Source organism: Enterococcus sp. DIV0436a, from assembly GCF_051711605.1.
In the GTDB taxonomy this organism is placed as follows: Bacteria; Bacillota; Bacilli; order Lactobacillales; family Enterococcaceae; genus Enterococcus_B; species Enterococcus_B faecium.
Genome location: NZ_JBIONA010000001.1, coordinates 976,207 through 997,526 on the forward strand (window position 1 = coordinate 976,207; position 21,320 = coordinate 997,526).

Genomic DNA, 21,320 nt, shown 5'->3' on the forward strand with positions numbered 1-21,320 from the left:
TCGCTAATTATAGCAAATAATAGAACAAAAAAACAGACAAGGCTGTTTTTGGCAGGAATTTCTTTTTTAAAGGAGTTAAAACGTGAGAAAATGATCTTTTTTATAAAAGAGTTCTTAAGCTTTTCTTTAGAGAAAATTTCAGTTACTATGGAGAACAGGGCAAAGAAAAATCAATCATTTTCTTTGTATATCATTTTACCAATATATAGGAATTGTTAGTAACAATTGCCTTTCAAGGAGGAATCCATCCATGTTATTAGGCTCACACGTCAGCATGAGCGGAAAGAAAATGCTGTTAGGAGCAGCAGAAGAAGCAGCCAGTTATGGATCTTCGACTTTTATGATCTATACAGGCGCCCCTCAAAACACTAGAAGAAAAGCCATCGAAGAGATGAATATTGATGCCGGAAAAGCGTACATGGCAGAAAACGGTCTAACAAATATCGTCGTTCATGCCCCTTATATCATTAATTTGGGGAATACGATCAAACCAGAAATGTTTCCTTTTGCCGTCCAATTTCTGAGAGAAGAGATTGTTCGTGCGGAAGCTTTAGGCGCTACTCAAATTACACTTCACCCAGGTGCTCATGTAGGGGCAGGAACAGAAGCCGGAATTGCTAGAATTATTGAAGGCTTGAATGAAGTTTTGACAAAAGAACAGACGGCACAAATCGCTTTGGAGACAATGGCAGGTAAAGGTACGGAAATCGGTCGAACATTTGAGGAATTAGCGCAAATCATCGATGGAGTAAAATTGAATGAAAAATTATCCGTTACTTTTGACACCTGTCATACGAATGATGCCGGTTATAATATTAAAGAAGACTTTTCAGGTGTAATGGAAGAGTTTGATAAGATCATCGGGTTAGATCGGCTTAAAGTACTCCATATCAATGATTCTAAAAATCCGCAAGGTTCGCATAAAGACCGGCACGCCAATATTGGTTTTGGAACAATCGGATTCGACACGCTGAATAAGATCGTCCATGATCCAATGTTTGACAATATTTCGAAAATCTTGGAAACTCCCTATGTCGGCAAAGATAAAAAGAAAGCTTACGCACCATATGGAAAAGAAATCGCCATGTTCAAAGCGCAAACATTCGATCCAGAAGTGTTTCCTGAGTTATTAGCAGAAGAAGTGATACTCTAAGATTTTCTATCTGACAGCAGCAAAAAAGGACCAGGCACATTGCCTTGTCCTTTTTTGTTTAAGAAACAAAGGAGTACTTTTTGCAGTCTTTTTCATCATGCATCTTCTCCCCCCTCTTTTTAAATTTAGACAAACAGGGTATACTGGTAGAAAAGTAAAAAAACGAAAAGTTTCACAAGCAAGTGGCAAAACGTGATTGGAAGGACGAAAAGATGCTGAACACTTTAAAACCCTTGATCAACCAACTAAAAAAGAAACATACATACTTTATTCTTGGCATAGCCCTATTATTTACAATTATTCGTTTGTATTTATATAGTAAAGCAATCTATGGAACAGACATGTCGGCAACCTATGATGACCAGCTGCTGATTCGCTATGCTCAAAATATTTTGGACGGTAAATGGCTAGGGGAGTATACGACTACAACACTTTCCAAAGGAATCTCCTACAGCTTATTTTTAGTACTTGCACATAAACTGCATCTTTCTTATGCAGTTTTGTTCGGCATGTTCAGTATTTTTGCCAGTATATTGGTTGCACTCGCGTTTAAACCGATCGTGAAGAACAAGTATCTTCTTTTAAGTATCTATTTTTATTTTTTGTTTTCTCCGATTAGTTTTACACATGAATATTCCACTCGAACGTATCGTAATGCCCTCGTGATTCCGACTGTTGAGATCATTATCGCTTGTTTATTAGCTATTTATTACCGCAAATACGGTTCTAGCAGAAAATTGCTGCCATGGTTTTTAGGGCTTTCTGTCACTTTTCCTTTCTTTTGGTTCATTCGCGAAGATTCTATCTGGCTTCTTCCTTTTACTGTAGTAGCTTTGGGTATCAGTTTCGTCCAGATCTTGCTAGGGCAAGACTTTTCTTTCAAAGAAGTAAAGAAGTTAAAAAAACGACTCTTTCTTCTCTCGAAACGGGAATGGCTGAAACTTTCATTGTTTTTACTTCCTATAGTTGGCTTTTCCATCGTCTATCAGTGGATCGAATATAAAAATGAGACAACATACGGTATTGCAACCATCAATGACCGTTCCAGTGGAGAATTTGGACGTTTGATGAAACAACTGATCCGAATAGATGATGAAACGAACTTGAATAAAGAAAACAGTGAGATATGGGTCTCACATGCTGCACTAAATAAAGCATTAGCCGCATCTCCTACATTCCATACTGTTTCTACCCGTATTGACGAATTATATACGACTCACGCGTGGACCCAAGGTGGAAAAGTAAAAGAATTACCCGGAGATATCATCTTTTGGGCATTGCGAGATGTGGTAAGCGAATCTGGTTATTACCAAAACAATGCAAAAGAAACCAATGATTTTTGGAAAAAAGTCAACCAAGAATTAGAAGAAGCCTATCACAAGGGAACCATCAAAAAGAAAAAAGAGTTCTATCTGATGGGATCAGGAGATGGAAAGACGATGAGTGATCTGCCAATCGTATTCGATTTCCTTCAATCAGGATACGCTTATGCATGGCGATATAAAGATTTCCATCAAGGAGGAAATTATAGTTTCGGAACGCAAGAACAAGTCAAACAGGCTCAAGAATTATTAAACCTTCCGCTAATGGAGAATTGGATCGATAGTAATGAACCGAGAACACCTAATTTCCAATTAACAAAATCAGCAAAAGTCGCGAATGTCATCATAAAAATTTACCAAGTTCTGGCTATTCCCGTGCTGATTGCTTCAATAGCAGGGATATTACTTATGATACTAGGAACCGTATTTGCAAAAGCTGATCGTGCCTATTATAGTTCCTCTTTGATTGTGGTCACCGGATTAATACTGACACAATTGGTTTTTCTTTTCGGTGTCTCGTGGTTTTGTTCTTATGCGCCAGAAAAAAAGGATTATTTTTTAAGTGTCTACACTGGCGCAGGCGTGCCATTAACGCAATTCATCGTAGTAACAAGCATGCTAGTTTTCAGTAAATTAAATCTGAAAAAAGCTTTATCTTCTAAATAAAAAGACCCTTGGTAGCTAGATTTTTAACCTAACTATCAAGGGTCTTTGTGTGGAAAAATCAGTTTCTATTCGATTTCTTCTACCGTTTCCTGCAAACGTTGTTCATATTTTTTGTTTCCTTTATATAAATCACCAATCGTCCATGCCAACAGGAGAAGGACAAGAACAATGATTATATAAGCAATGTGATCAGCCAATGCTAGTTGAGCTGAGGTGGCTTGCTCGCCGAAGAAACTTTCGATCTGTCCTGGTAATCCTCGTAAGTTCAAGTAAGTTAGACTAATCACAGAGAACCAGCCAAGAAGTTTTACGATGAATGAATTTTTAAATCGGCTACCCATCTCCGCTTGGCTGTTGGTCATCATCAGTAAAGGAATCATCGAAAACGGCAACGCAAAAGCCAAGAACACCTGGGATTCATTCATTAAGTTATTCAAAGCGGTATGTTCTTCGATCGTTCCTTTTGTACTTGTAAACAAAACACAAATCAATACAGGAATCACAGAAAGCAACCGTGTGACCAGTCTTCTTAGCCAAATCGGGATACGCATATGGATGAATCCTTCCATGATGACTTGACCGGTCAACGTACCAGTAATAGTAGAGTTCTGGCCAGAAGCAAGAAGTGCTACAGCAAATAAAGTGGACAAGATACCAGATTTTGCTACAGCAATCAAGATACCATTGCTCATAGCTGATGGATCAGATAAAGCTTCATACAGACCAAAAAAGGAAGGATCTTGGACAGAACCGGTTTTGAAGACAGCGACACCCATGATCAATAGCAGTGCATTGACTAGAAAAGCCATCGACAATTGGATATTAGAGTCCCAAGTAGAAAAACGTACAGCTTGTGCTACATCTTCTTCGTCTTGGTGATCGATCTTCCGAGTTTGTGAAACTGCTGAATGTAGATATAAGTTATGTGGCATGACTGTTGCGCCAATAATCCCTAATGCTCCAGTTAGCGGAGTTTCGCCACCAATGACAGGTGAGTCGGAGAATGTATGGCTGTTAGGGATAAAGCCAGCAAATAAACTGTGCCAATCTGGGTTAGACAAGCCAACTTGATAGACAAAAACGAATAAAATGACGAAAATTAAGCAGACAACCAGTGCTTCGATCTTACGAAACCCGACTTTTGTCAGTAGTAAGAGAACGAAAACATCTAATACAGTAATAAAGACGGCAATCACCAATGGAATATCAAAAAGTAAGTAGAGGGCGATTGCTGCACCAATTACTTCTGCAATATCTGTTGCCATAATAGCTAATTCAGTCAATATCCATAAAATGACACCTAATGTCTTACTTGTGCGTGCTCGGATTGCTTGGGCCAAATCCATTTGGGTCACGATTCCTAATTTTGCTGCCATATACTGTAAAAGCATAGCAATCAGACTAGACATCAAAATAACTGACATCAATAAATATTGGAAATTTTGTCCACCAGTGATCGAAGTGGACCAGTTACCCGGGTCCATATAACCAACTGCTACTAATGCACCTGGTCCAGAGTAAGCAAGAAGTGTTTTAAAAAAACTTTTCCCCTTTGGTACATCAACTGTTCCATTTACTTCAGCTAAAGATAAACCATTTGTATGTTCAATAAGTCGATGCTTATGAAATTGTTTGTTGGATTGATTATTCAAGAAAAAACCACCTTTCCTATTTATCTACGATTACATTCTACACCTCAAAAAGAAAAAATTAAAGAAAAAGATTCGGTATGCCTAATTTATTTTCGTGGCGCGTCTTGCTGAATGACGAAAGAAATTTTGTTCTCCTCTAAAAAAACCACTATTTTTTGCATGAAACTAAAGAATACGCCTTTCTTTTTTCAATAAACTTTAGTAAAATAAGTCATTGAGAGCAATTCGGAAATAGAAAGGAGAGATTTATATGTTATCAACAGGTATTGTCGTACTTATTGCTATTATTGCTTTGCTAATCGGCGCAGTAGGTGGCTTTTTCCTAGCGCGTAAATATATGAAAGACTATTTAGAAAAAAATCCTCCCGTTAATGAGGACGTGTTGCGATCAATGATGATGTCAATGGGGCAAAAACCATCTGAGAAGAAAATTCGCCAGATGATGCAGCAAATGAAGAACCAAGGGAAAAAATAGGTTCTGACCCAACGACTTTTTACGGGCTGATTTTTTCAGTCCGTTTTTTATTTCGTAATTTGTTAGACTATTCAGATTATTCAGCAAAAAAGACAAGCACAGACAATCCTAGGCTCTTGATAAAGACAAAGGAGGAGTAAAATGTCGATTTTTAGAAAGTTAGGCTGGTTTTTTCATCAGGAAAAGAAACATTATTTAATTGGGGTTTTCTCGCTATTCGCAGTGGCCTTGGTACAGTTAGTTCCTCCAAAAGTGATTGGGATCATCATTGATGAGATTGCCGATAAAAATTTATCAGTAAAGATCATTTTCGGGTGGATCTTCCTATTGATTATCGCTGCTTTTTTACAATATCTTTTTCGTTATATCTGGCGGACGAATATTTGGGGAAGTGCAGCTCGGTTGGAGAAAGAACTTCGGCAGCAGTTATTCAAACATTTTACAGAAATGGACAATCTCTTTTACCAAAAATATCGGACTGGGGATTTGATGGCTCATGCAACGAATGATTTGAATGCGATCCAGAATGTAGCAGGAGCTGGTATCTTGACCTTTGCAGATTCAGTGATTACGGGCGGAACAACGATCATTGCGATGATTTTGTTTATTGATTGGCGCTTAACACTGATTGCGCTGATTCCTCTGCCTTTGCTGGCCGTCACTTCACGAGTGCTGGGGTCGAAACTCCATGATGCTTTTCGTGATTCGCAAGAAGCTTTTTCTAGTATCAATGATAAGACACAAGAAAGTATCACTGGGATCAAAGTCATTAAAACATTTGGACAAGAAAAAGAAGATCTAGCGGATTTTGAAGAAAAGATTGAAGATGCAATTATTAAAAACAAACGAGTCAATTTTTTAGACTCCTTATTTGATCCATTCATTACCTTGATTATCGGTCTGTCTTATGTTGCAACAATTATTTTAGGTGGAAAGTATGTCTTGGAAGGCACGATCTCGATCGGGCAGATGGTCTCATTTATTAGTTATATCGGTATGCTTGTTTGGCCGATGTTTGCGATTGGTCGATTGTTCAACGTATTGGAAAGAGGAAATGCTTCTTATGATCGCGTCAATGAACTTTTGCATGAAAAAACGCATATCGTGGAACAACTGGGTGCAGTGCAGACCCCGGCAAAAGGCGAGCTGAATGTAGCTATTTCCTCTTTTAATTATCCGAAAGAAGAATCACCAGCATTAGAACAAATCAAGTTTGCAATCCAAGAAGGAGAAACATTAGGTATTGTTGGGAAAACTGGTGCGGGAAAAACGACGATCATCAAATTACTGATGCGTGAATACGATGATTATCAAGGGAAAATCCAATTTGGCGGACGTTCGATCAAAGAATATTCATTGAATGCTTTATTAGGATCAATCGGCTATGTGCCTCAGGATCACTTCTTGTTTTCGATGACCATTCGAGATAATATCCGTTTTTCTAATCCAAAACTTTCAGAAGAAGAAGTAGAGCATGCGGCTTCTTTAGCATTTATCAACAATGAAATTAAGGAATTACCAAAAGGTTATGATACCTTAGTTGGAGAACGTGGAGTCTCTTTATCTGGCGGACAGAAACAAAGGATTTCGATTGCTCGAGCATTGATCAAAAATCCTGAATTATTAATATTAGATGATGCACTTTCTGCAGTAGATGCCAAAACAGAAGAAGCTATCTTGCATAATTTAAAAGAAATAAGAAAAGAGAAAACAACTATCATTTCAGCTCACCGTTTAAGTAGCGTGATGCATGCAAAAGAAATCATTGTTGTCGATCAAGGGAAAATCATTGAACGAGGAACCCATCATGAGCTGCTTGCACTAGGCGGCTGGTATGAACAAATGTGGGAGAAACAGCAATTAGAAGCGAAGATAGAAGGAGGCGAGGCCTGATGGATGAAAATTATCAATCGGAATGGACAAAATCGATTCCACTTAAAGAACAGAAAAAGATCATCACACGACTGATGAAGTTCGCCAAACCTTTTAGAAGAACGTTCATCGTTGCTATCTTATTTGCGTTTGCTCTGTCTGTGATCAATGTCCTATTGCCAAGGATCATCCAAACTTTTATGGATGATCATCTGGCTAAACAGTCGGCTACGACACAAGTTATTTTGTTTTTTGCTGGTATGTACTTATTTGGAGTCATAGTAAAAAGTATCATTTGGTTTTTCCAATGGTATTTGTATTCCATGGCTTCATTGAAGACCTATCAGTATATTAGGGTAAAATTATTTGAAAAGCTGCATACACTAGGTATGCGTTATTTTGATCAGACACCGGCAGGATCAACCGTTTCTCGAGTGACGAATGACACAGAAACGCTATTTGAATTTTGGTACGTCTTTTTGATGGTATTGACTGGGATCTTTGCAGTCGTTTCTTCATTCATTGCCATGTTTCAAATCAATGGAGAAATTGCCTTGTGGACTTTGGTGTTCTTGCCAATTTTAGGAATCGTCATCTGGTATTACCAGAAATTTAGTTCTCGTATTTACCGGAATATGCGAGAAAAATTAAGTCAGCTGAATACGAAATTGAATGAATCGATTTCCGGCATGCGTATTATCCAGCAGTTTCGCCAAGAAGCTCGTTTAGCTAAAGAATTTGAACAAGTGAACAATGAGTATTTAGACACGCGTTATGCGATGATCAAAACGAATTCGATTCTGTTAAGTCCAATCATCAATTTTCTATATGCATTGGCGATTGCGTTGGTGTTGACTTTGTTTGGGATCGATGCGTTGCATTCTCCCGTAGAAGTTGGACTGATCTATGCATTTACGACCTATGTCCAGGGATTTTTTAATCCAATGTCTCAAATGATGGACTTTTTGAGCATCTTCACAGATGGGATGGTTGCTGGTAGTCGTATCTTGAAGATTATGGATACGGAAGAATATGCACCACAACAAAACCCTGGAGCAGATCAAATGATTACTTCAGGTAAGATTGAGTTTCGCAATGTAAGCTTTTCTTATGATGGAGAGCACAATGTATTAAACAATATCTCTTTTGTTGCTAATCCGGGAGAGACCGTTGCATTAGTGGGACACACCGGAAGTGGGAAAAGCTCGATCATCAATGTATTGATGCGGTTTTACGAATTTTATGAAGGTCAGATATTGATTGATGATCATGACATTCGAGAATATCCAATGGAAGAGTTACGTAAGAAAATGGGGCTGGTCTTGCAAGATGCTTTCTTGTTTTATGGGGATATCGCAGGAAATATTCGGATGATGAATCCAGCTATCACAGACGAACAGATACGCCATGCGGCTGAGTTTGTTCAAGCAAACAAATTCATCGATGAATTACCAAAAGGATATCACTCAAAAGTGATCGAACATGGTGCTAGCTATTCTAGTGGACAACGACAGCTGATCACTTTTGCGCGAACAATCGTGACTGATCCTAAAATTCTAGTATTGGATGAAGCAACAGCAAATATCGATACTGAAACAGAAGGATTGATCCAAGAAGGATTGGCAAAAATGCGTCAAGGACGGACAACGATTGCGATTGCCCATCGGCTGTCAACGATTCGAGATGCAGAATTGATTTTAGTTTTAGACAAAGGTCATATAGTAGAACGCGGGAATCATGAAACACTTCTAGCGCAAAATGGTTTGTATGCAGATATGTACAAACTGCAAAGCAGTGGTATATAAAAGATGTTGTGACAGTAGCATTTTGACCTAAGCACTAGAGTGAAAATAAAACATAGCTTCCCATATTTTTCATCTGTGAGAGTTAGTGTCGTAGTTACCAGATTTAAAAAAGACGACGTCAGCTAGTCAGAAGTGCCTAATAGCCCCTAAGAAAGCGTTGACAAAATCGTTTGCTTTCGATAATATAAAGAAAACGATACAACTTGGATAGTGATTGCCTGATGCAAGCTAAACCTAATGAGTCTCCCATGGTTTCATGGACGGCTTTTTGGGTTTTTCTTTTTGTTTTGGATACAGCCCTATATATCATGGAAAGGAGCAAAACATGCTGATTGAGAAAGTACTGAATAACAACGTCGTAATAACAAGGGATGAAAGAGATCGGGAAATGATTGTGATGGGAAAAGGATTGGCATTCAAAAAGAAGGTGGGTGACCCGATTCTTGACTCATGCATCGACAAAAAATTTCAGTTGACAAATGACGGACTTTCACAACAGTTCCAAGAATTGGCACAAGCGATTCCTCTTGAGTACTTAGAAATTTCTTGTGAAATCATTGAATATACAAAAGAGGCTCTGCAAGTCCATTTAAATGATTCTGTGTATATTTCATTGACGGATCACTTGTATACAGCTATCGAACGTCAAAAAATGGGGATCTTTGTGCCAAATGTATTGCTGTATGATATCAAACAACTGTTTCCTAAAGAGTATGCCATTGGGAAAAAAACAGTGAAGAAAATCTCGGATAAATACCACATCAAGTTATCAGAAGACGAAGCCGGATTTATCGCATTGCATTTAGTCAATGCACAAGGCATTCAAAGCCAGCAAGACAATACCTACCTGTTTACCACAACAATACAGGATATTTTAAATATCGTTCGCTATTACTATAAGATTACATTTGATGAAGATTCAGTCCACTTTTTTCGATTCGTCACACACCTGCGTTTTTTTCTGACACGTGTTCTAGATGGAGCGAAATCAGAAGATGGAGAAGTTTCTGAGGAATTGTTCCAAGTTATTCAAAAAAAATATAAGGATACGTTTGGTTGCGTTGAGAAAATAGCAGACTTTTTAACCGGGGCTTTCGACTACCAGATGTCCACGGATGAAAAAATGTATTTAACGATCCATACTGCGCGTTTAGTGCATGAGAATCGTTGTAAATAAATAAAAAAGGAGGACAAATTAACAAGAACGTATGAAAATAAGGGTAGTGACATTCAGTTGGCTAAACCTTCCACTAATTAATTGGAGGGAATAGAAATGGGAAAATACCAGGAATTAGCAGAAAACATCGTAAAGAATATCGGAGGAAAAGAAAATATCCGTAGCTTGACACACTGTGTAACGCGACTTCGTTTCAAACTAAAGGAGGAAAATAAAGCAAAGGATGATGTTTTGAAAAAGATGGAAGGGATAGTCACCATCATGAAAAGCGGCGGGCAATATCAAGTTGTAATCGGGAATCATGTGCCAGATGTCTATGCAGAAGTACTGACAGTAGCCGGGATTTCCGATGAAGCAGAAGAAGAGGTTTCTTCAAGTAGTAATCTGTTCAATCGATTAATCGACATATTAAGTGGCTGTTTCCAGCCTTTTTTAGGTGCTTTGGCTGCAGCGGGAATGGTCAAAGGATTAAATGCTTTGTTCTTGTTTCTCAAATTTTATACTGAAGGATCGGGTACGTACATCATGCTGAATGGGATAGGGGATGCAATTTTTTATTTCATGCCAGTGATCTTAGGGTACACAGCAGCGAAAAAATTTCATCTGAATCCGATGGTGGGGCTCGTGATTGGTGCAGCACTTTGTTATCCGACTGTACAAGGAGCAGCACTACAAAGTGGTTTCCCTGATGGCAGTCCTGCGCCTTATAGCTTGCTGGGGCTTCCGGCTTATGAAACATTTTTGGGTATCCCATGGGTGGGCAGCAGTTATACCAGTAGCGTCGTACCTGTTATCTTCATTATCGCATTTGCCGGACAAGTCCAAAAAATTGCCAAGAAATGGATTCCTGCAGTCGTCCAGACCTTTTTGGTTCCTTTTTCTGTGTTATTAATCGCACTTCCTGCTGGCTTTTTGATTATCGGTCCGATTGTCAGTATACTGACAGATCTATTAAGCACGGGATTCCAAGCATTGATGGACTTTTCTCCAGCTGTGTATGGTGCAGTTCTAGGGTTTCTTTGGCAAGTACTGGTGATTTTCGGACTTCATTGGAGTATTATCCCTCTTGCGATTATGCAGCTAGCGCAAAATGGGTGGAGTCAGATGTTAGTAGGCGTTTATGGCGCGAGTTTTGCACAGACAGCAGTGGTATTGGCGATGTATTTCAAGTTCAAGGATCAAAAAATGAAGGCGCTTTGCATGCCAGCTGTGATTTCAGGAATCTTCGGCGTAACAGAACCGGCCATTTATGGAATCACCTTACCGAAGAAGAAGCCATTTATTTACTCGATGATTGGTGGTGCTGTTTCAGGAATCTATTTGATGGCATCTGGAACAATCAGCTACACAATGGGCGGGTTAGGGATTTTTGGGGTGGTAAACTACATCACGGAAACAGACGCCAGTGGTATGTTTCAAGCGTTTATCGGCATTGCTATTGCTTCGGTAATCGGGTTTTCGCTGACTTTTTTCTTTTGGAAGGATGAAGCAGGTGAAACAGATGATATACAGAAAAAATCAGGTAAAGAAATTGTAAAAACACCGATACAAGGACAAATCGCTCCACTAAATGCAGCAAAGGATGCAGCTTTTGCACAAGGAACACTAGGTCGAGGAATCTTAATCTACCCTGAAAAAGGAGAAGTACGTGCCCCTTTTGACGGAACAGTCATGACCCTGTTCCCGACGAAACATGCAATTGGAATGGTTTCTGAAACAGGGCTGGAATTGCTGATTCATGTCGGATTGGATACTGTGCAGTTGGAAGGGAAATATTTTGAAAGCTTAGTGCAGCAAGGAGAAAGAGTGAAACAAGGCGATCTGTTGCTACGCTTCGACAAAAAGAAAATCGAAAAGGAAGGATACAGTTTAGAAACACCTGTGATCGTCACCAATTACACGGATTATTTGGATATTTTGGAAAACCAAGGGGAGACGGTCGGGCCAGACGATGCACTTATCACCGCACTGACCTGAACGGTTAGGTGAAGAATGGACTAGGCTTAACTATTCTTTTTATTCCACTTCTTTATTTTCAAAATTGAAAGGCTCTTTCATGATGGCTGAGCTGATAGGGCGTTTATCGAATTTTTGACCGACAGAAATTAGATGGACTAAATTCTGTTGATAATTTTCTGCAAAAACACAACTATATAACACGTCTAGAAGATAACAAATTGATGTATTGATCGTAAAATTACCAATTTTTGAATACAGTCGCTCGCGTGTCGTAAGTCGCAAAGCGGCTGTACTCATTGCAGATAGCGTTGAATCACCGATACTGGTCAAAGCTAAAATTGGAACATGATTTTGTTTCAATATTTCTGCGGTACGAAGAATCACTTTATTTTCACCCGTATAAGAAATCAGGATCCCGCACATATCGCTCGTGCAATTGTACGCTTCATAGAATGATTCACCAAAAGTGGTGACAATTGTGACATCCATTTTGATGCGCTTCATTTTCAGCATGAAATCTTGAGAAATCAAAGTATTCGAGTTACTGGCGAAGATCACGATTTTTTTTGCCTGGAGCAGTAAATACTTAGCTTTTTGCAGTTGGTCATGATGAATGAGAGAAAGTGTATCTTGAATCGTCATCTGTTCTAAAGAAGCCATTTTATTTGCGATCGTCATAATACCGTCTGTGGTGGAAAAAGGAAGATTCGCATCTACGTCTTGAAAATTCCCTTCAAGATAGGCTGTTTCAGCTAAAAAAGCATTACGAAAACTGACCCAGCCATCAAAACCCATTTTTTTTGCTATACGGATGAGTGTGGACGGGTGGACATAACATCGCTCAGCGATCTCTTGGATGGTCATTTCGCCAAGTGCTGGAGAATCGCTTAAGAGAAACTGGATCACTTCATTTTCTGAAGGAGAAAAGGAGATTTCTTTGATTTTTTCACGTAATAACATGTAGATACCTTCTTCTTATTTTTTTACGTAAATTATAACTTTTTTGAAAATGATTTGTAAACGGATTTATACTATATAACTTAAAATAGACATTTTTTGACAAGATATTTACAAAAATCCATTAGAAAACACTAACTTTTGTAAATGTTACTGGAAAGAAACGGATTTCTATTGTTTGTTTTGTTTACAAAAAAGATAATGAAAGTGTAAAAAAGTAAAGGAGTGAGAACATGGCAAAAGGAATCAAAATCGCTACGATTGGTGGAGGCAGCAGTTACACCCCTGAGTTGATGGAAGGATTTATCAAAAGATATGAGGAATTACCGATACGAGAAATCTGGCTCGTAGATGTAGAAGAAGGAAAAGAAAAGCTTGAGATCGTTAGTCAGATGTCTCAGCGTATGTGGGATGCTTCTCCATATGAAGTCAAGATCTATGCAACTCTGGATCGGGAAGAAGCATTGAAAGATGCGGATTTTGTTACGACTCAGTTTCGTGTCGGTCAATTAGATGCACGAATCAAAGACGAGCGGATCCCTAGTTATTATGGGATGATTGGGCAAGAAACAAATGGTGCTGGCGGGATATTCAAAGCTTTTCGTACCGTTCCAGTCGTTTTGGCAATCGTTGAGGACATGAAGCGTTTATGTCCAAATGCTTGGCTGATCAATTTCGCGAACCCAAGTGGGATGGTGACAGAAGCAGTTATCAGATATGGCAAATGGGATAAAGTGATTGGATTATGCAATGTGCCAGTGATGGCGATGATGACAGAACCAGCAATGCTTGGCAAGAAAAAAGAAGAGCTGATCTACAAGTTTGCCGGTCTAAATCATTTCCATTGGCACAAAGTAGCAGATAATAAAGGAAATGACCGCACGGCAGAATTGATTGATCGTTTATACGATGAAGATAATGGATTACCGAAAAATATCTTTGATATCCCGTTTTTCAAAGAACAATTAAAACAAATGAACATGATCCCTTGTGGCTACCACCGCTATTACTACCGTGAAGAAGAAATGCTGGAACATGCTTTAGAAGAATATCAAACGATTGGTACAAGAGCGCAGCAAGTGAAAGAAACAGAAGCAGAGCTATTTGAATTATACAAAGATCCAGAATTAGACCATAAACCTGAACAATTGCAAAAACGAGGTGGCGCTTATTATTCAGACGCTGCCTGTGAAACGATTGCTTCAATCTATGGAAATAAAGAAACACAGATCGTGGTATCTACAAAGAATGATGGAGCTGTTCCTGACCTGCCGGCAGATTGTGTAGTAGAAGTCACTGCCTATGTTGGCGCACAAGGAGCGAGAAATGTAGCGTTTGGTTCTCTTCCTGCTGCTGAAAGAGGCTGGTTGCAAGTAATGAAGAATATGGAATTGCTGACGATCGAAGCAGCTGTGACTGGTGATTATGGGACAGCTTTACAGGCGTTTACGATCAATCCACTTATACGATCAGGAAAGACAGCAAAACGGATCATGGATGAGTTGTTTATTGCACACCAGCAGTATTTACCGCAATTCAAGGAAACAATCAGCCGATTAAAAGAAGAAGGAATCGAAGTTCAAGATGAACTGGCAAGAGAATTATCAGGTAATACACATATAATGGAGGAAGTATAATGGGATTCAGAAAAGATTTTTTATGGGGCGGTGCTACAGCAGCCAATCAATGTGAGGGCGGTTATGATGAAGGTGGACGCGGACTAGCAAACGTAGATGTTGTGCCAATCGGAAAAGACCGTTTTCCTGTTATCACCGGAAAGAAAAAAATGTTTGAATTTGATGAGGATCATTTTTATCCAGCAAAAATTGCAATCGATATGTATCATCGTTATAAGGAAGATATTGCTTTGTTTGCAGAAATGGGGTTCAAGACTTATCGAATGTCTATCGCCTGGAGTCGTATTTTTCCAATGGGGGATGAGAAAGAGCCGAATGAAGCTGGCTTGAAATTTTATGAGGATGTCTTTAAAGAATGCCAAAAGCACGGAATTGAGCCACTTGTGACGATTACGCATTTTGATTGTCCAATGCATTTGATCAAAGAATATGGTGCGTGGCGTTCCAGAGAACTCGTTGGTTTTTATGAAAATCTGTGTCGAGTCATCTTCAATCGCTATAAAGGACTTGTCAAATATTGGCTGACATTCAATGAGATCAATATGATCCTTCATGCACCATTCATGGGCGCAGGGCTGTATTTTGAAGAAGGAGAAAATGAAGAACAAATCAAATATCAAGCGGCACATCATGAGTTGGTTGCAAGTGCCATCGCAACGAAGATTGCTCATGAAGTAGATCCGGAGAACAAAGTAGGCTGTATGCTGGCAGCAGGAGCATATTATCCATACACTTGCAATCCTGAAGATGTTTGGGCTTCTAGAAAATCAGATCGAGAAAATTATTTCTTCATTGATGTCCAGTCACGAGGAGAATATCCCGCTTATGCATTGAAAGAAATGGAGCGAAATGGCATTCAGATCGAAATGGAACCAGGGGATGCCGCATTGCTGAAAGAACATACTGTTGATTTTATCTCTTTTTCTTATTATTCTTCCCGAGTTTCGACTACCGACAACGAACTCTTGGAACAGACTGCAGGAAATATCTTTGCTTCTGTCAAAAATCCATATCTGCAAGCAAGTGAATGGGGGTGGCAAATTGATCCATTAGGCTTGAGAATAACGATGAATGATATTTATGATCGTTATCAAAAACCATTATTTATTGTAGAAAACGGCTTAGGTGCAGTCGATACGCCAGATGAAAATGGTTATGTGGAAGATGATTACCGAATCGATTACCTGGCAGCGCATATCCAGGCGATGAAGGATGCAGTAGAACTAGACGGAGTCGATCTATTAGGCTATACGACTTGGGGATGTATTGATTTAGTATCAGCTGGTACCGGTGAGATGAAGAAAAGGTACGGATTCATTTATGTCGATCGTGATAACCAAGGAAATGGCACATTAGCCCGTTCAAAGAAAAAATCATTCAACTGGTATAAAAAAGTAATTGATTCAAATGGAGAAAATCTTTCGAACGATTGATCAATGATTTATAAAAGTCTATTGTTTTTCAGCGGATTTTTCGAGTATAATAAAGCTATTCGAGAAACGCAAGCAGAACAATAGACTTTTTTTCGCATTGGCTGTAAAGTATGCTTACTTGATTAAGTAAAGGAGAATCTACATATGTATGATGTAATCGTTATTGGCGCAGGACCTGCTGGGATGACTGCTGCTTTATATGCTTCACGTTCAAACTTATCCGTATTGATGATCGAACAAGGTGCCCCTGGCGGCCAAATGAACAATACGGCAGAAATCGAAAATTATCCTGGATTCGATTCGATCATGGGCCCCGATCTAGCTTATAAGATGTATGAAAGTGTCTCAAGATTTGGGACAGAAAATGCTTATGGAATCGTTCAAGATATCAAGGATCACGGCAGCCATAAAGAAGTCATCTGTGAAGATAAAAGTTACGAAGGAAAAACAGTCATTATCGCAACAGGCTGTATCCACCGTAAATTAGGCGTACCTGGCGAGGAAGAATTTGCTGGACGAGGCGTTTCTTACTGTGCAGTCTGTGATGGTGCGTTTTTCCGTAACAAACGTCTAGTAGTCATTGGGGGTGGGGACTCAGCAGTAGAAGAAGCCATCTATTTGACACAATTTGCTTCTGAAGTAGTGATCGTCCACCGTAGAGATGAATTACGTGCACAAAAGATCATCCAAGACCGTGCATTTGCAAATGAAAAAATTTCCTTTATGTGGGATACAGTCGTTGACGAAATCGTTGGAAACGAAATGGTAGTGACAGGTGTGAAAGCACGTAATGTCAAAACCGGCAATGAATTTGATTTAGCAGCAGACGGAGTATTCATCTATGTTGGACTGGATCCATTAACTGCACCTTTTAGAGAAGCAGGTTTGACGAACGAGGCTGGTTGGATTCCAACAGACAACGAAATGAAAACGAATATGCCAGGCGTTTTTGCCATCGGAGATGTTCGTGAAAAAGATTTGCGACAAATCACTACAGCTGTTGGTGACGGCGGTATTGCTGGACAACAAGTGTATAAATACTTGGAGTCTTTGGAAGAAACAACAGCATAAGTTTAAAAAGAGTAGAAGAACGGGTTCAATTGTTCTTTTACTCTTTTTTTTCGCGTGAAATTTACTGAATCTGATTTATGCGAACACGTCCAACACCTTTTGATAAAAGAATCCTTTCTTGATTTAAGCGTTTTTTGGTCCTCATACTTTCATATCTAATAAGTGAATGCTATACTTATTAAGAACCATATTTCAGAAAGAGGTGTTATTTTCATGTCTTGGGAACAAGTGTATGAACAATGGGTACATGAAGAAAATTTAGAAGAAAACTTAAAAAAACAATTAAATGATCTGGGTGAAGATCCTGAAAAACTTGAAGATGCTTTTTATGCACCGTTGGAATTCGGTACTGCAGGCATGCGGGGAATCTTAGGACCTGGGATCAATCGAATGAACATCTATACGGTAAGACAAGCAACAGAAGGACTAGCACGTTTCATGGATACACAAGGTGAAGAAACAAAACGCCGAGGTGTCGCAATCGCTTATGACTCACGCCATCAGTCACCAGAATTTGCAATGGAAGCAGCCAAAACACTAGCACATCACAATATCCCGTCTTATGTATTCGAAAGTCTGCGTCCAACACCAGAGCTTTCTTTTGCAGTTCGTCATTTGAAGACGTTTGCGGGAATCATGGTAACCGCATCTCACAACCCAGCGGCTTACAATGGATATAAAGTCTACGGAGAAGATGGCGGACAAATGCCTCCTGCAGACGCAGATGCATTGACGAAATATGTCCGTGAAGTCAGCAATCCGCTAAAAGTCGAAGTATTATCTGACGAAGAAGCTAAACATAGCGGGTTGATCACGATCATCGGAGAAGAAGTGGACGCTGCTTATCTAGAAGAAATCAAAGCAGTGACGATTGATCGTGAATTGGTTGAAACAATGGGGAAAGATTTGAAACTTGTGTACACGCCACTTCATGGAACAGGGAAAATGTTGGGCGAACGTGCGTTGAAACAAGCTGGATTTGAGCAATTCGTACTAGTTCCCGAACAAGCTGTGGCAGATCCAGATTTCACTACGGTCAAATCGCCAAATCCAGAAGAACATTCAGCTTTTGAATATGCTATACGACTTGGAGAAAAAGAAGGAGCTGACTTGCTGATTGCAACAGATCCTGATGCAGACCGTTTAGGCGCAGCCGTTCGTTTGCCAGATGGTTCTTATGAAGTATTGACTGGGAACCAAATCGGAGCATTGTTTGCTCAATATATTTTGGAAGCACATCAATCAAGAGGCACTTTACCAGAAAACGCAGCGGTATTGAAATCAATCGTTTCCAGCGAATTGCCTACAGCAATTGCGGAACACTACGGTGCTACCATGTTCAATGTGTTGACAGGGTTTAAATTCATTGCTGAAAAAATCCAACAATTCGAAGAAGACCATTCACATACTTTTATGTTTGGATTCGAAGAAAGTTATGGTTATTTAGTTAAACCTTTTGTTCGCGATAAAGACGCGATCCAAGCATTGCTTTTATTAGCAGAAGTAGCAGCTTACTATAAAAAACAAGGCAAAACGTTGTATGACGGCTTGCAAACGATTTTTGAAACCTATGGCTATTTCGCAGAAAAAACGATTTCTGTGACAATGAGCGGACAAGAAGGTTCTGCGAAAATCTCTGCTTTGATGGAAAAATTCCGTAAAGAAGCACCGACAGAATTTGCCGGAGCAAAAGTTATTCAAACAGAAGACTTTAAAGAATTGACGCGAACAGACCGTGAAGGAAACGTAGAAAAACTCACAACACCGCCATCCGACGTATTGAAATATACATTGGAAGAAAATGGCTGGATTGCTATCCGCCCTTCAGGAACTGAGCCGAAAATCAAGTTTTATATTGGTGTAAAAGGAAGCTCTACAGAAGACGCAGCCGAAAAAGTAGCCTCTTATGAAGCGATTATCAAAAAGATGACAGAAGAATAAAAAACTTGAGACTGATGGAAAAAGTGGTAAACTTTAGAAGTCAGTCTTTTTTCAAGTTGGAGGTGAATGGATTGACAGACACGCAAAAATCAAAAGTAGAGAAAGTCAGTCAATTATTCAAAATGTTGAGTGATCCCACTCGTCTTAAAATTCTGCTATATCTGAAAGACGGGGAACAAAATGTGACAGCAATCACCCAAGCAGTGGAAATGGAGCAGTCTGCTGTATCGCATCAACTACGTTTATTAAGAGAAAATTATGTCGTCAAGTCTCATCGCGAGGGAAAAGCGATTTTGTATAGTCTTGATGATTCTCATGTACTGGATATTTTGAACCAGACACTCAAACATGTGGAACATCAATAACGATAGGTGCAAATAGATAAACACTGGAGTGTGACAACGAAGAAATTTCGTTGTCACACTCCAGTGTTTTTTAAGAAAAAGACAAAAATGATTAATCGCTTTTTTCTGTTGTTTCAGTTCCATAATAACTATGATCTTCTAGGTCTAAAGCATTCAAAATAAGCGAAGCCGTTTCTTCAATAGATAAAGATGCCACATTGATCACTACACATCCTAGTTTTTCATAAAGATCATTCGCAAAATCGAGTTCAGCTCTAATTTTTTCGATATCGGAATAAGCAGTATCAGGGTTTAATCCGTAAGAGCGCATCCGTTCTTTACGGATATTATTTAAAATATCTGGGTTATTCGTCAGTCCCACGATTTTTTTAGGATCGATTTCCCACAGCTGTTTGGGAATATGTGCTTGTGGGATCAAAGGTAAATTGGCAACTTTTAAATTTTTATTTGCTAAAAACAAGCTCAAAGGCGTTTTGGAAGTTCGGGATACGCCTAGCAAAACGACATCTGCTTCTAAAAAACCACGAGGATCTTTCCCATCATCGTATTTTACAGCAAATTCCATTGCTTTGATCCGTTTGAAATAGTTCTCATTCAATAAATGGAGGGCACCAGGTTGCCGAATTGGCTTGATACCAGTTAAACGTTCAATTTCTGATATCGGTGGCGTCATCACATCGAAACTAAATAATTGATGTTCTTCACAAAAAGAACGTGTTATCTCGATCAGTTCTTGATTGATTAATGTATGCAGGACAAGTGCTTTTTCTTCTAATGCATCTTGCAATGCCTGCCTTAATGTTTTTTCATCTGTCACGAACGTTCTGCGGAATAGGTTGAACTCAACGGTAGGATACTGAGCCATAGTAGCTTGCGCTAGTTTTGTCGCAGTTTCTCCAGCAGAGTCGGAGATGACAAAAAAAGTAACGATTTCTGTAGAATCGGAAGACATGGATAAAACCTCACTTGCATTTTTTTTATGTTTATTATACCATACTCTAGAATGCGTACTTCGTAATCATTTTGATTTGGAGGAATAAGTCATGAAAAAACAGACATTGATCGAACAATCATTAGAAACATTGAAAAATAACGGTTTTAAATATACTAAAAAAAGAGAAGCATTGTTAACTTATTTAGTGAAGCGTAACCGCTACGTATCTGCTAAAGAAGTTTTTGACTATATGAATCAGGAATTCAAAGGGGTAAGTTATGATACGATTTATCGGAATCTCCATGATTTTGCAGAGATCGATTTACTGGAAGAAACCGATTTAAATGGAGAAATGAAGTTTCGTTTTCATTGCTGTCAGGGGGAAATCGGCCACCACCATCATTTTATCTGTACAGTGTGCGGAACAACGAAAGAAATCCATATGTGTCCGATGAATTATTTCGAAGAACAGCTAGGTGGATGCACGATCGAAGGGCATAGATTCGAGATTTTCGGAAGATGTGAAAATTGTCAATAAGGATTTAAATAAAATAACATTTGATAATTTTAAAAAAAAGCAAGATTTCCTTGACGGTCAAAACAGCATTAGATATAATATTTACAGGACAGTCTTGTTTTTTGAGATATATTTCAATAACAATTACGGTTACTTTTTAAGCTCGGAGGGAGGGAATTAACATGTCAAAAACAGTCGTTCGCAAAAACGAATCACTTGACGATGCTCTTCGTCGCTTCAAACGTTCCGTGTCAAAAGCGGGTACTTTACAAGAATCTCGTAAACGTGAATTCTACGAAAAACCAAGTGTAAGACGCAAGAAAAAATCTGAAGCAGCTAGAAAACGCAAAAAATTCTAGTTCTGTGATGAATTGGAGTTGGTAG

At 39.1% G+C, this 21,320-nt stretch carries 17 protein-coding genes; 14 read left to right on the forward strand and 3 right to left on the reverse strand.

What is annotated here, in order from left to right:
- Positions 1–250: 250 nt before the first annotated feature.
- On the forward strand, positions 251–1,153 hold the full coding sequence (locus IGL15_RS04710) for a deoxyribonuclease IV (RefSeq protein WP_002300683.1): 903 nt from the start codon (positions 251–253) through the stop codon (positions 1,151–1,153).
- Positions 1,154–1,365: 212 nt separating this feature from the next.
- On the forward strand, positions 1,366–3,141 hold the full coding sequence (locus IGL15_RS04715) for a glucosyltransferase (protein WP_104765246.1): 1,776 nt from the start codon (positions 1,366–1,368) through the stop codon (positions 3,139–3,141).
- 65 nt (positions 3,142–3,206) lie between these two features.
- On the opposite strand, the gene IGL15_RS04720 is transcribed toward IGL15_RS04715, so the two are convergent.
- Entirely contained in the window at positions 3,207–4,793 is a 1,587-nt protein-coding gene (locus IGL15_RS04720; protein ID WP_002338976.1) for an Nramp family divalent metal transporter, read from the reverse strand.
- Between the two features lie 250 nt (positions 4,794–5,043).
- Here IGL15_RS04720 and IGL15_RS04725 point away from each other — a divergent pair, with 250 nt between their 5' ends.
- The 5 genes from IGL15_RS04725 (at position 5,044) to IGL15_RS04745 (ending at position 12,099) form a co-directional block, all read left to right on the forward strand.
- Entirely contained in the window at positions 5,044–5,268 is a 225-nt protein-coding gene (locus tag IGL15_RS04725) for a YneF family protein (protein WP_104765245.1), read from the forward strand.
- Positions 5,269–5,409: 141 nt separating this feature from the next.
- A complete protein-coding gene (locus tag IGL15_RS04730; RefSeq protein WP_104765244.1) occupies positions 5,410–7,161 on the forward strand; it encodes an ABC transporter ATP-binding protein in 1,752 nt (583 codons plus the stop codon).
- The gene (locus IGL15_RS04735) at positions 7,161–8,945 is read left to right on the forward strand and encodes an ABC transporter ATP-binding protein (protein WP_002377427.1); all 1,785 of its coding nucleotides are present in this window, start codon (positions 7,161–7,163) and stop codon (positions 8,943–8,945) included. The genes IGL15_RS04730 and IGL15_RS04735 overlap by 1 nt, the downstream gene beginning before the upstream one ends.
- Positions 8,946–9,270: 325 nt before the next feature.
- Positions 9,271–10,122: a BglG family transcription antiterminator LicT gene (licT, locus tag IGL15_RS04740; RefSeq protein ID WP_002327764.1), complete on the forward strand. Its 852-nt coding sequence runs from the start codon at positions 9,271–9,273 to the stop codon at positions 10,120–10,122.
- Positions 10,123–10,218: 96 nt separating this feature from the next.
- The gene (locus IGL15_RS04745) at positions 10,219–12,099 is read left to right on the forward strand and encodes a beta-glucoside-specific PTS transporter subunit IIABC (protein ID WP_081156483.1); all 1,881 of its coding nucleotides are present in this window, start codon (positions 10,219–10,221) and stop codon (positions 12,097–12,099) included.
- Between the two features lie 39 nt (positions 12,100–12,138).
- Here the strand turns inward: IGL15_RS04745 and IGL15_RS04750 are convergent, their stop codons facing one another.
- Complete coding sequence (locus tag IGL15_RS04750) at positions 12,139–13,041, reverse strand: MurR/RpiR family transcriptional regulator (RefSeq protein ID WP_002334136.1); 903 nt, start codon at positions 13,039–13,041, stop codon at positions 12,139–12,141.
- Positions 13,042–13,271: 230 nt separating this feature from the next.
- On the opposite strand from IGL15_RS04750, the gene IGL15_RS04755 reads away from it, so the two are divergent.
- The 5 genes from IGL15_RS04755 to IGL15_RS04775 all read left to right on the forward strand — a co-directional run bounded on the left by IGL15_RS04755 (position 13,272) and on the right by IGL15_RS04775 (position 19,485).
- Positions 13,272–14,675: a 6-phospho-beta-glucosidase gene (locus IGL15_RS04755; RefSeq protein ID WP_002289176.1), complete on the forward strand. Its 1,404-nt coding sequence runs from the start codon at positions 13,272–13,274 to the stop codon at positions 14,673–14,675.
- A complete protein-coding gene (locus IGL15_RS04760; RefSeq protein ID WP_002289178.1) occupies positions 14,675–16,108 on the forward strand; it encodes a 6-phospho-beta-glucosidase in 1,434 nt (477 codons plus the stop codon). The genes IGL15_RS04755 and IGL15_RS04760 overlap by 1 nt, the downstream gene beginning before the upstream one ends.
- A 144-nt stretch (positions 16,109–16,252) precedes the next feature.
- Positions 16,253–17,179 (forward strand): thioredoxin-disulfide reductase, encoded by a 927-nt coding sequence (gene trxB, locus IGL15_RS04765; RefSeq protein ID WP_002296150.1) that lies wholly within the window; start codon positions 16,253–16,255, stop codon positions 17,177–17,179.
- Positions 17,180–17,392: 213 nt separating this feature from the next.
- On the forward strand, positions 17,393–19,120 hold the full coding sequence (locus IGL15_RS04770) for a phospho-sugar mutase (RefSeq protein ID WP_002296152.1): 1,728 nt from the start codon (positions 17,393–17,395) through the stop codon (positions 19,118–19,120).
- 14 nt (positions 19,121–19,134) lie between these two features.
- The gene (locus tag IGL15_RS04775) at positions 19,135–19,485 is read left to right on the forward strand and encodes an ArsR/SmtB family transcription factor (protein WP_181045217.1); all 351 of its coding nucleotides are present in this window, start codon (positions 19,135–19,137) and stop codon (positions 19,483–19,485) included.
- 91 nt (positions 19,486–19,576) lie between these two features.
- Here IGL15_RS04775 and IGL15_RS04780 read toward each other — a convergent pair whose 3' ends face one another.
- Positions 19,577–20,437 carry a pyruvate, water dikinase regulatory protein gene (locus tag IGL15_RS04780; protein WP_002296156.1) on the reverse strand — a complete coding sequence of 287 codons (861 nt, stop codon included), beginning with the start codon at positions 20,435–20,437 and terminating at the stop codon, positions 19,577–19,579.
- Positions 20,438–20,528: 91 nt separating this feature from the next.
- Here IGL15_RS04780 and IGL15_RS04785 point away from each other — a divergent pair, with 91 nt between their 5' ends.
- Both IGL15_RS04785 and rpsU read left to right on the forward strand, forming a co-directional pair.
- Complete coding sequence (locus IGL15_RS04785; protein ID WP_002287322.1) at positions 20,529–20,957, forward strand: Fur family transcriptional regulator; 429 nt, start codon at positions 20,529–20,531, stop codon at positions 20,955–20,957.
- A 161-nt stretch (positions 20,958–21,118) separates the two neighbouring features.
- A complete protein-coding gene (rpsU, locus tag IGL15_RS04790; RefSeq protein WP_002287321.1) occupies positions 21,119–21,295 on the forward strand; it encodes a 30S ribosomal protein S21 in 177 nt (58 codons plus the stop codon).
- Positions 21,296–21,320: the final 25 nt, after the last annotated feature.

Excerpts from the sequence above, each read along its gene's own strand:
- IGL15_RS04710 (WP_002300683.1), top strand. The coding sequence starts at position 251 with ATGTTATTAGGCTCACACGTCAGCATGAGCGGAAAGAAAATGCTGTTA.
- IGL15_RS04715 (WP_104765246.1), top strand. The coding sequence starts at position 1,366 with ATGCTGAACACTTTAAAACCCTTGATCAACCAACTAAAAAAGAAACAT.
- IGL15_RS04725 (WP_104765245.1), top strand. The coding sequence starts at position 5,044 with ATGTTATCAACAGGTATTGTCGTACTTATTGCTATTATTGCTTTGCTA.
- IGL15_RS04730 (WP_104765244.1), top strand. The coding sequence starts at position 5,410 with ATGTCGATTTTTAGAAAGTTAGGCTGGTTTTTTCATCAGGAAAAGAAA.
- IGL15_RS04735 (WP_002377427.1), top strand. The coding sequence starts at position 7,161 with ATGGATGAAAATTATCAATCGGAATGGACAAAATCGATTCCACTTAAA.
- licT (WP_002327764.1), top strand. The coding sequence starts at position 9,271 with ATGCTGATTGAGAAAGTACTGAATAACAACGTCGTAATAACAAGGGAT.
- IGL15_RS04745 (WP_081156483.1), top strand. The coding sequence starts at position 10,219 with ATGGGAAAATACCAGGAATTAGCAGAAAACATCGTAAAGAATATCGGA.
- IGL15_RS04750 (WP_002334136.1), bottom strand. The coding sequence starts at position 13,041 with ATGTTATTACGTGAAAAAATCAAAGAAATCTCCTTTTCTCCTTCAGAA.
- IGL15_RS04755 (WP_002289176.1), top strand. The coding sequence starts at position 13,272 with ATGGCAAAAGGAATCAAAATCGCTACGATTGGTGGAGGCAGCAGTTAC.
- IGL15_RS04760 (WP_002289178.1), top strand. The coding sequence starts at position 14,675 with ATGGGATTCAGAAAAGATTTTTTATGGGGCGGTGCTACAGCAGCCAAT.
- trxB (WP_002296150.1), top strand. The coding sequence starts at position 16,253 with ATGTATGATGTAATCGTTATTGGCGCAGGACCTGCTGGGATGACTGCT.
- IGL15_RS04770 (WP_002296152.1), top strand. The coding sequence starts at position 17,393 with ATGTCTTGGGAACAAGTGTATGAACAATGGGTACATGAAGAAAATTTA.
- IGL15_RS04775 (WP_181045217.1), top strand. The coding sequence starts at position 19,135 with ATGGAAAAAGTGGTAAACTTTAGAAGTCAGTCTTTTTTCAAGTTGGAG.
- IGL15_RS04780 (WP_002296156.1), bottom strand. The coding sequence starts at position 20,437 with ATGTCTTCCGATTCTACAGAAATCGTTACTTTTTTTGTCATCTCCGAC.
- IGL15_RS04785 (WP_002287322.1), top strand. The coding sequence starts at position 20,529 with ATGAAAAAACAGACATTGATCGAACAATCATTAGAAACATTGAAAAAT.
- rpsU (WP_002287321.1), top strand. The coding sequence starts at position 21,119 with ATGTCAAAAACAGTCGTTCGCAAAAACGAATCACTTGACGATGCTCTT.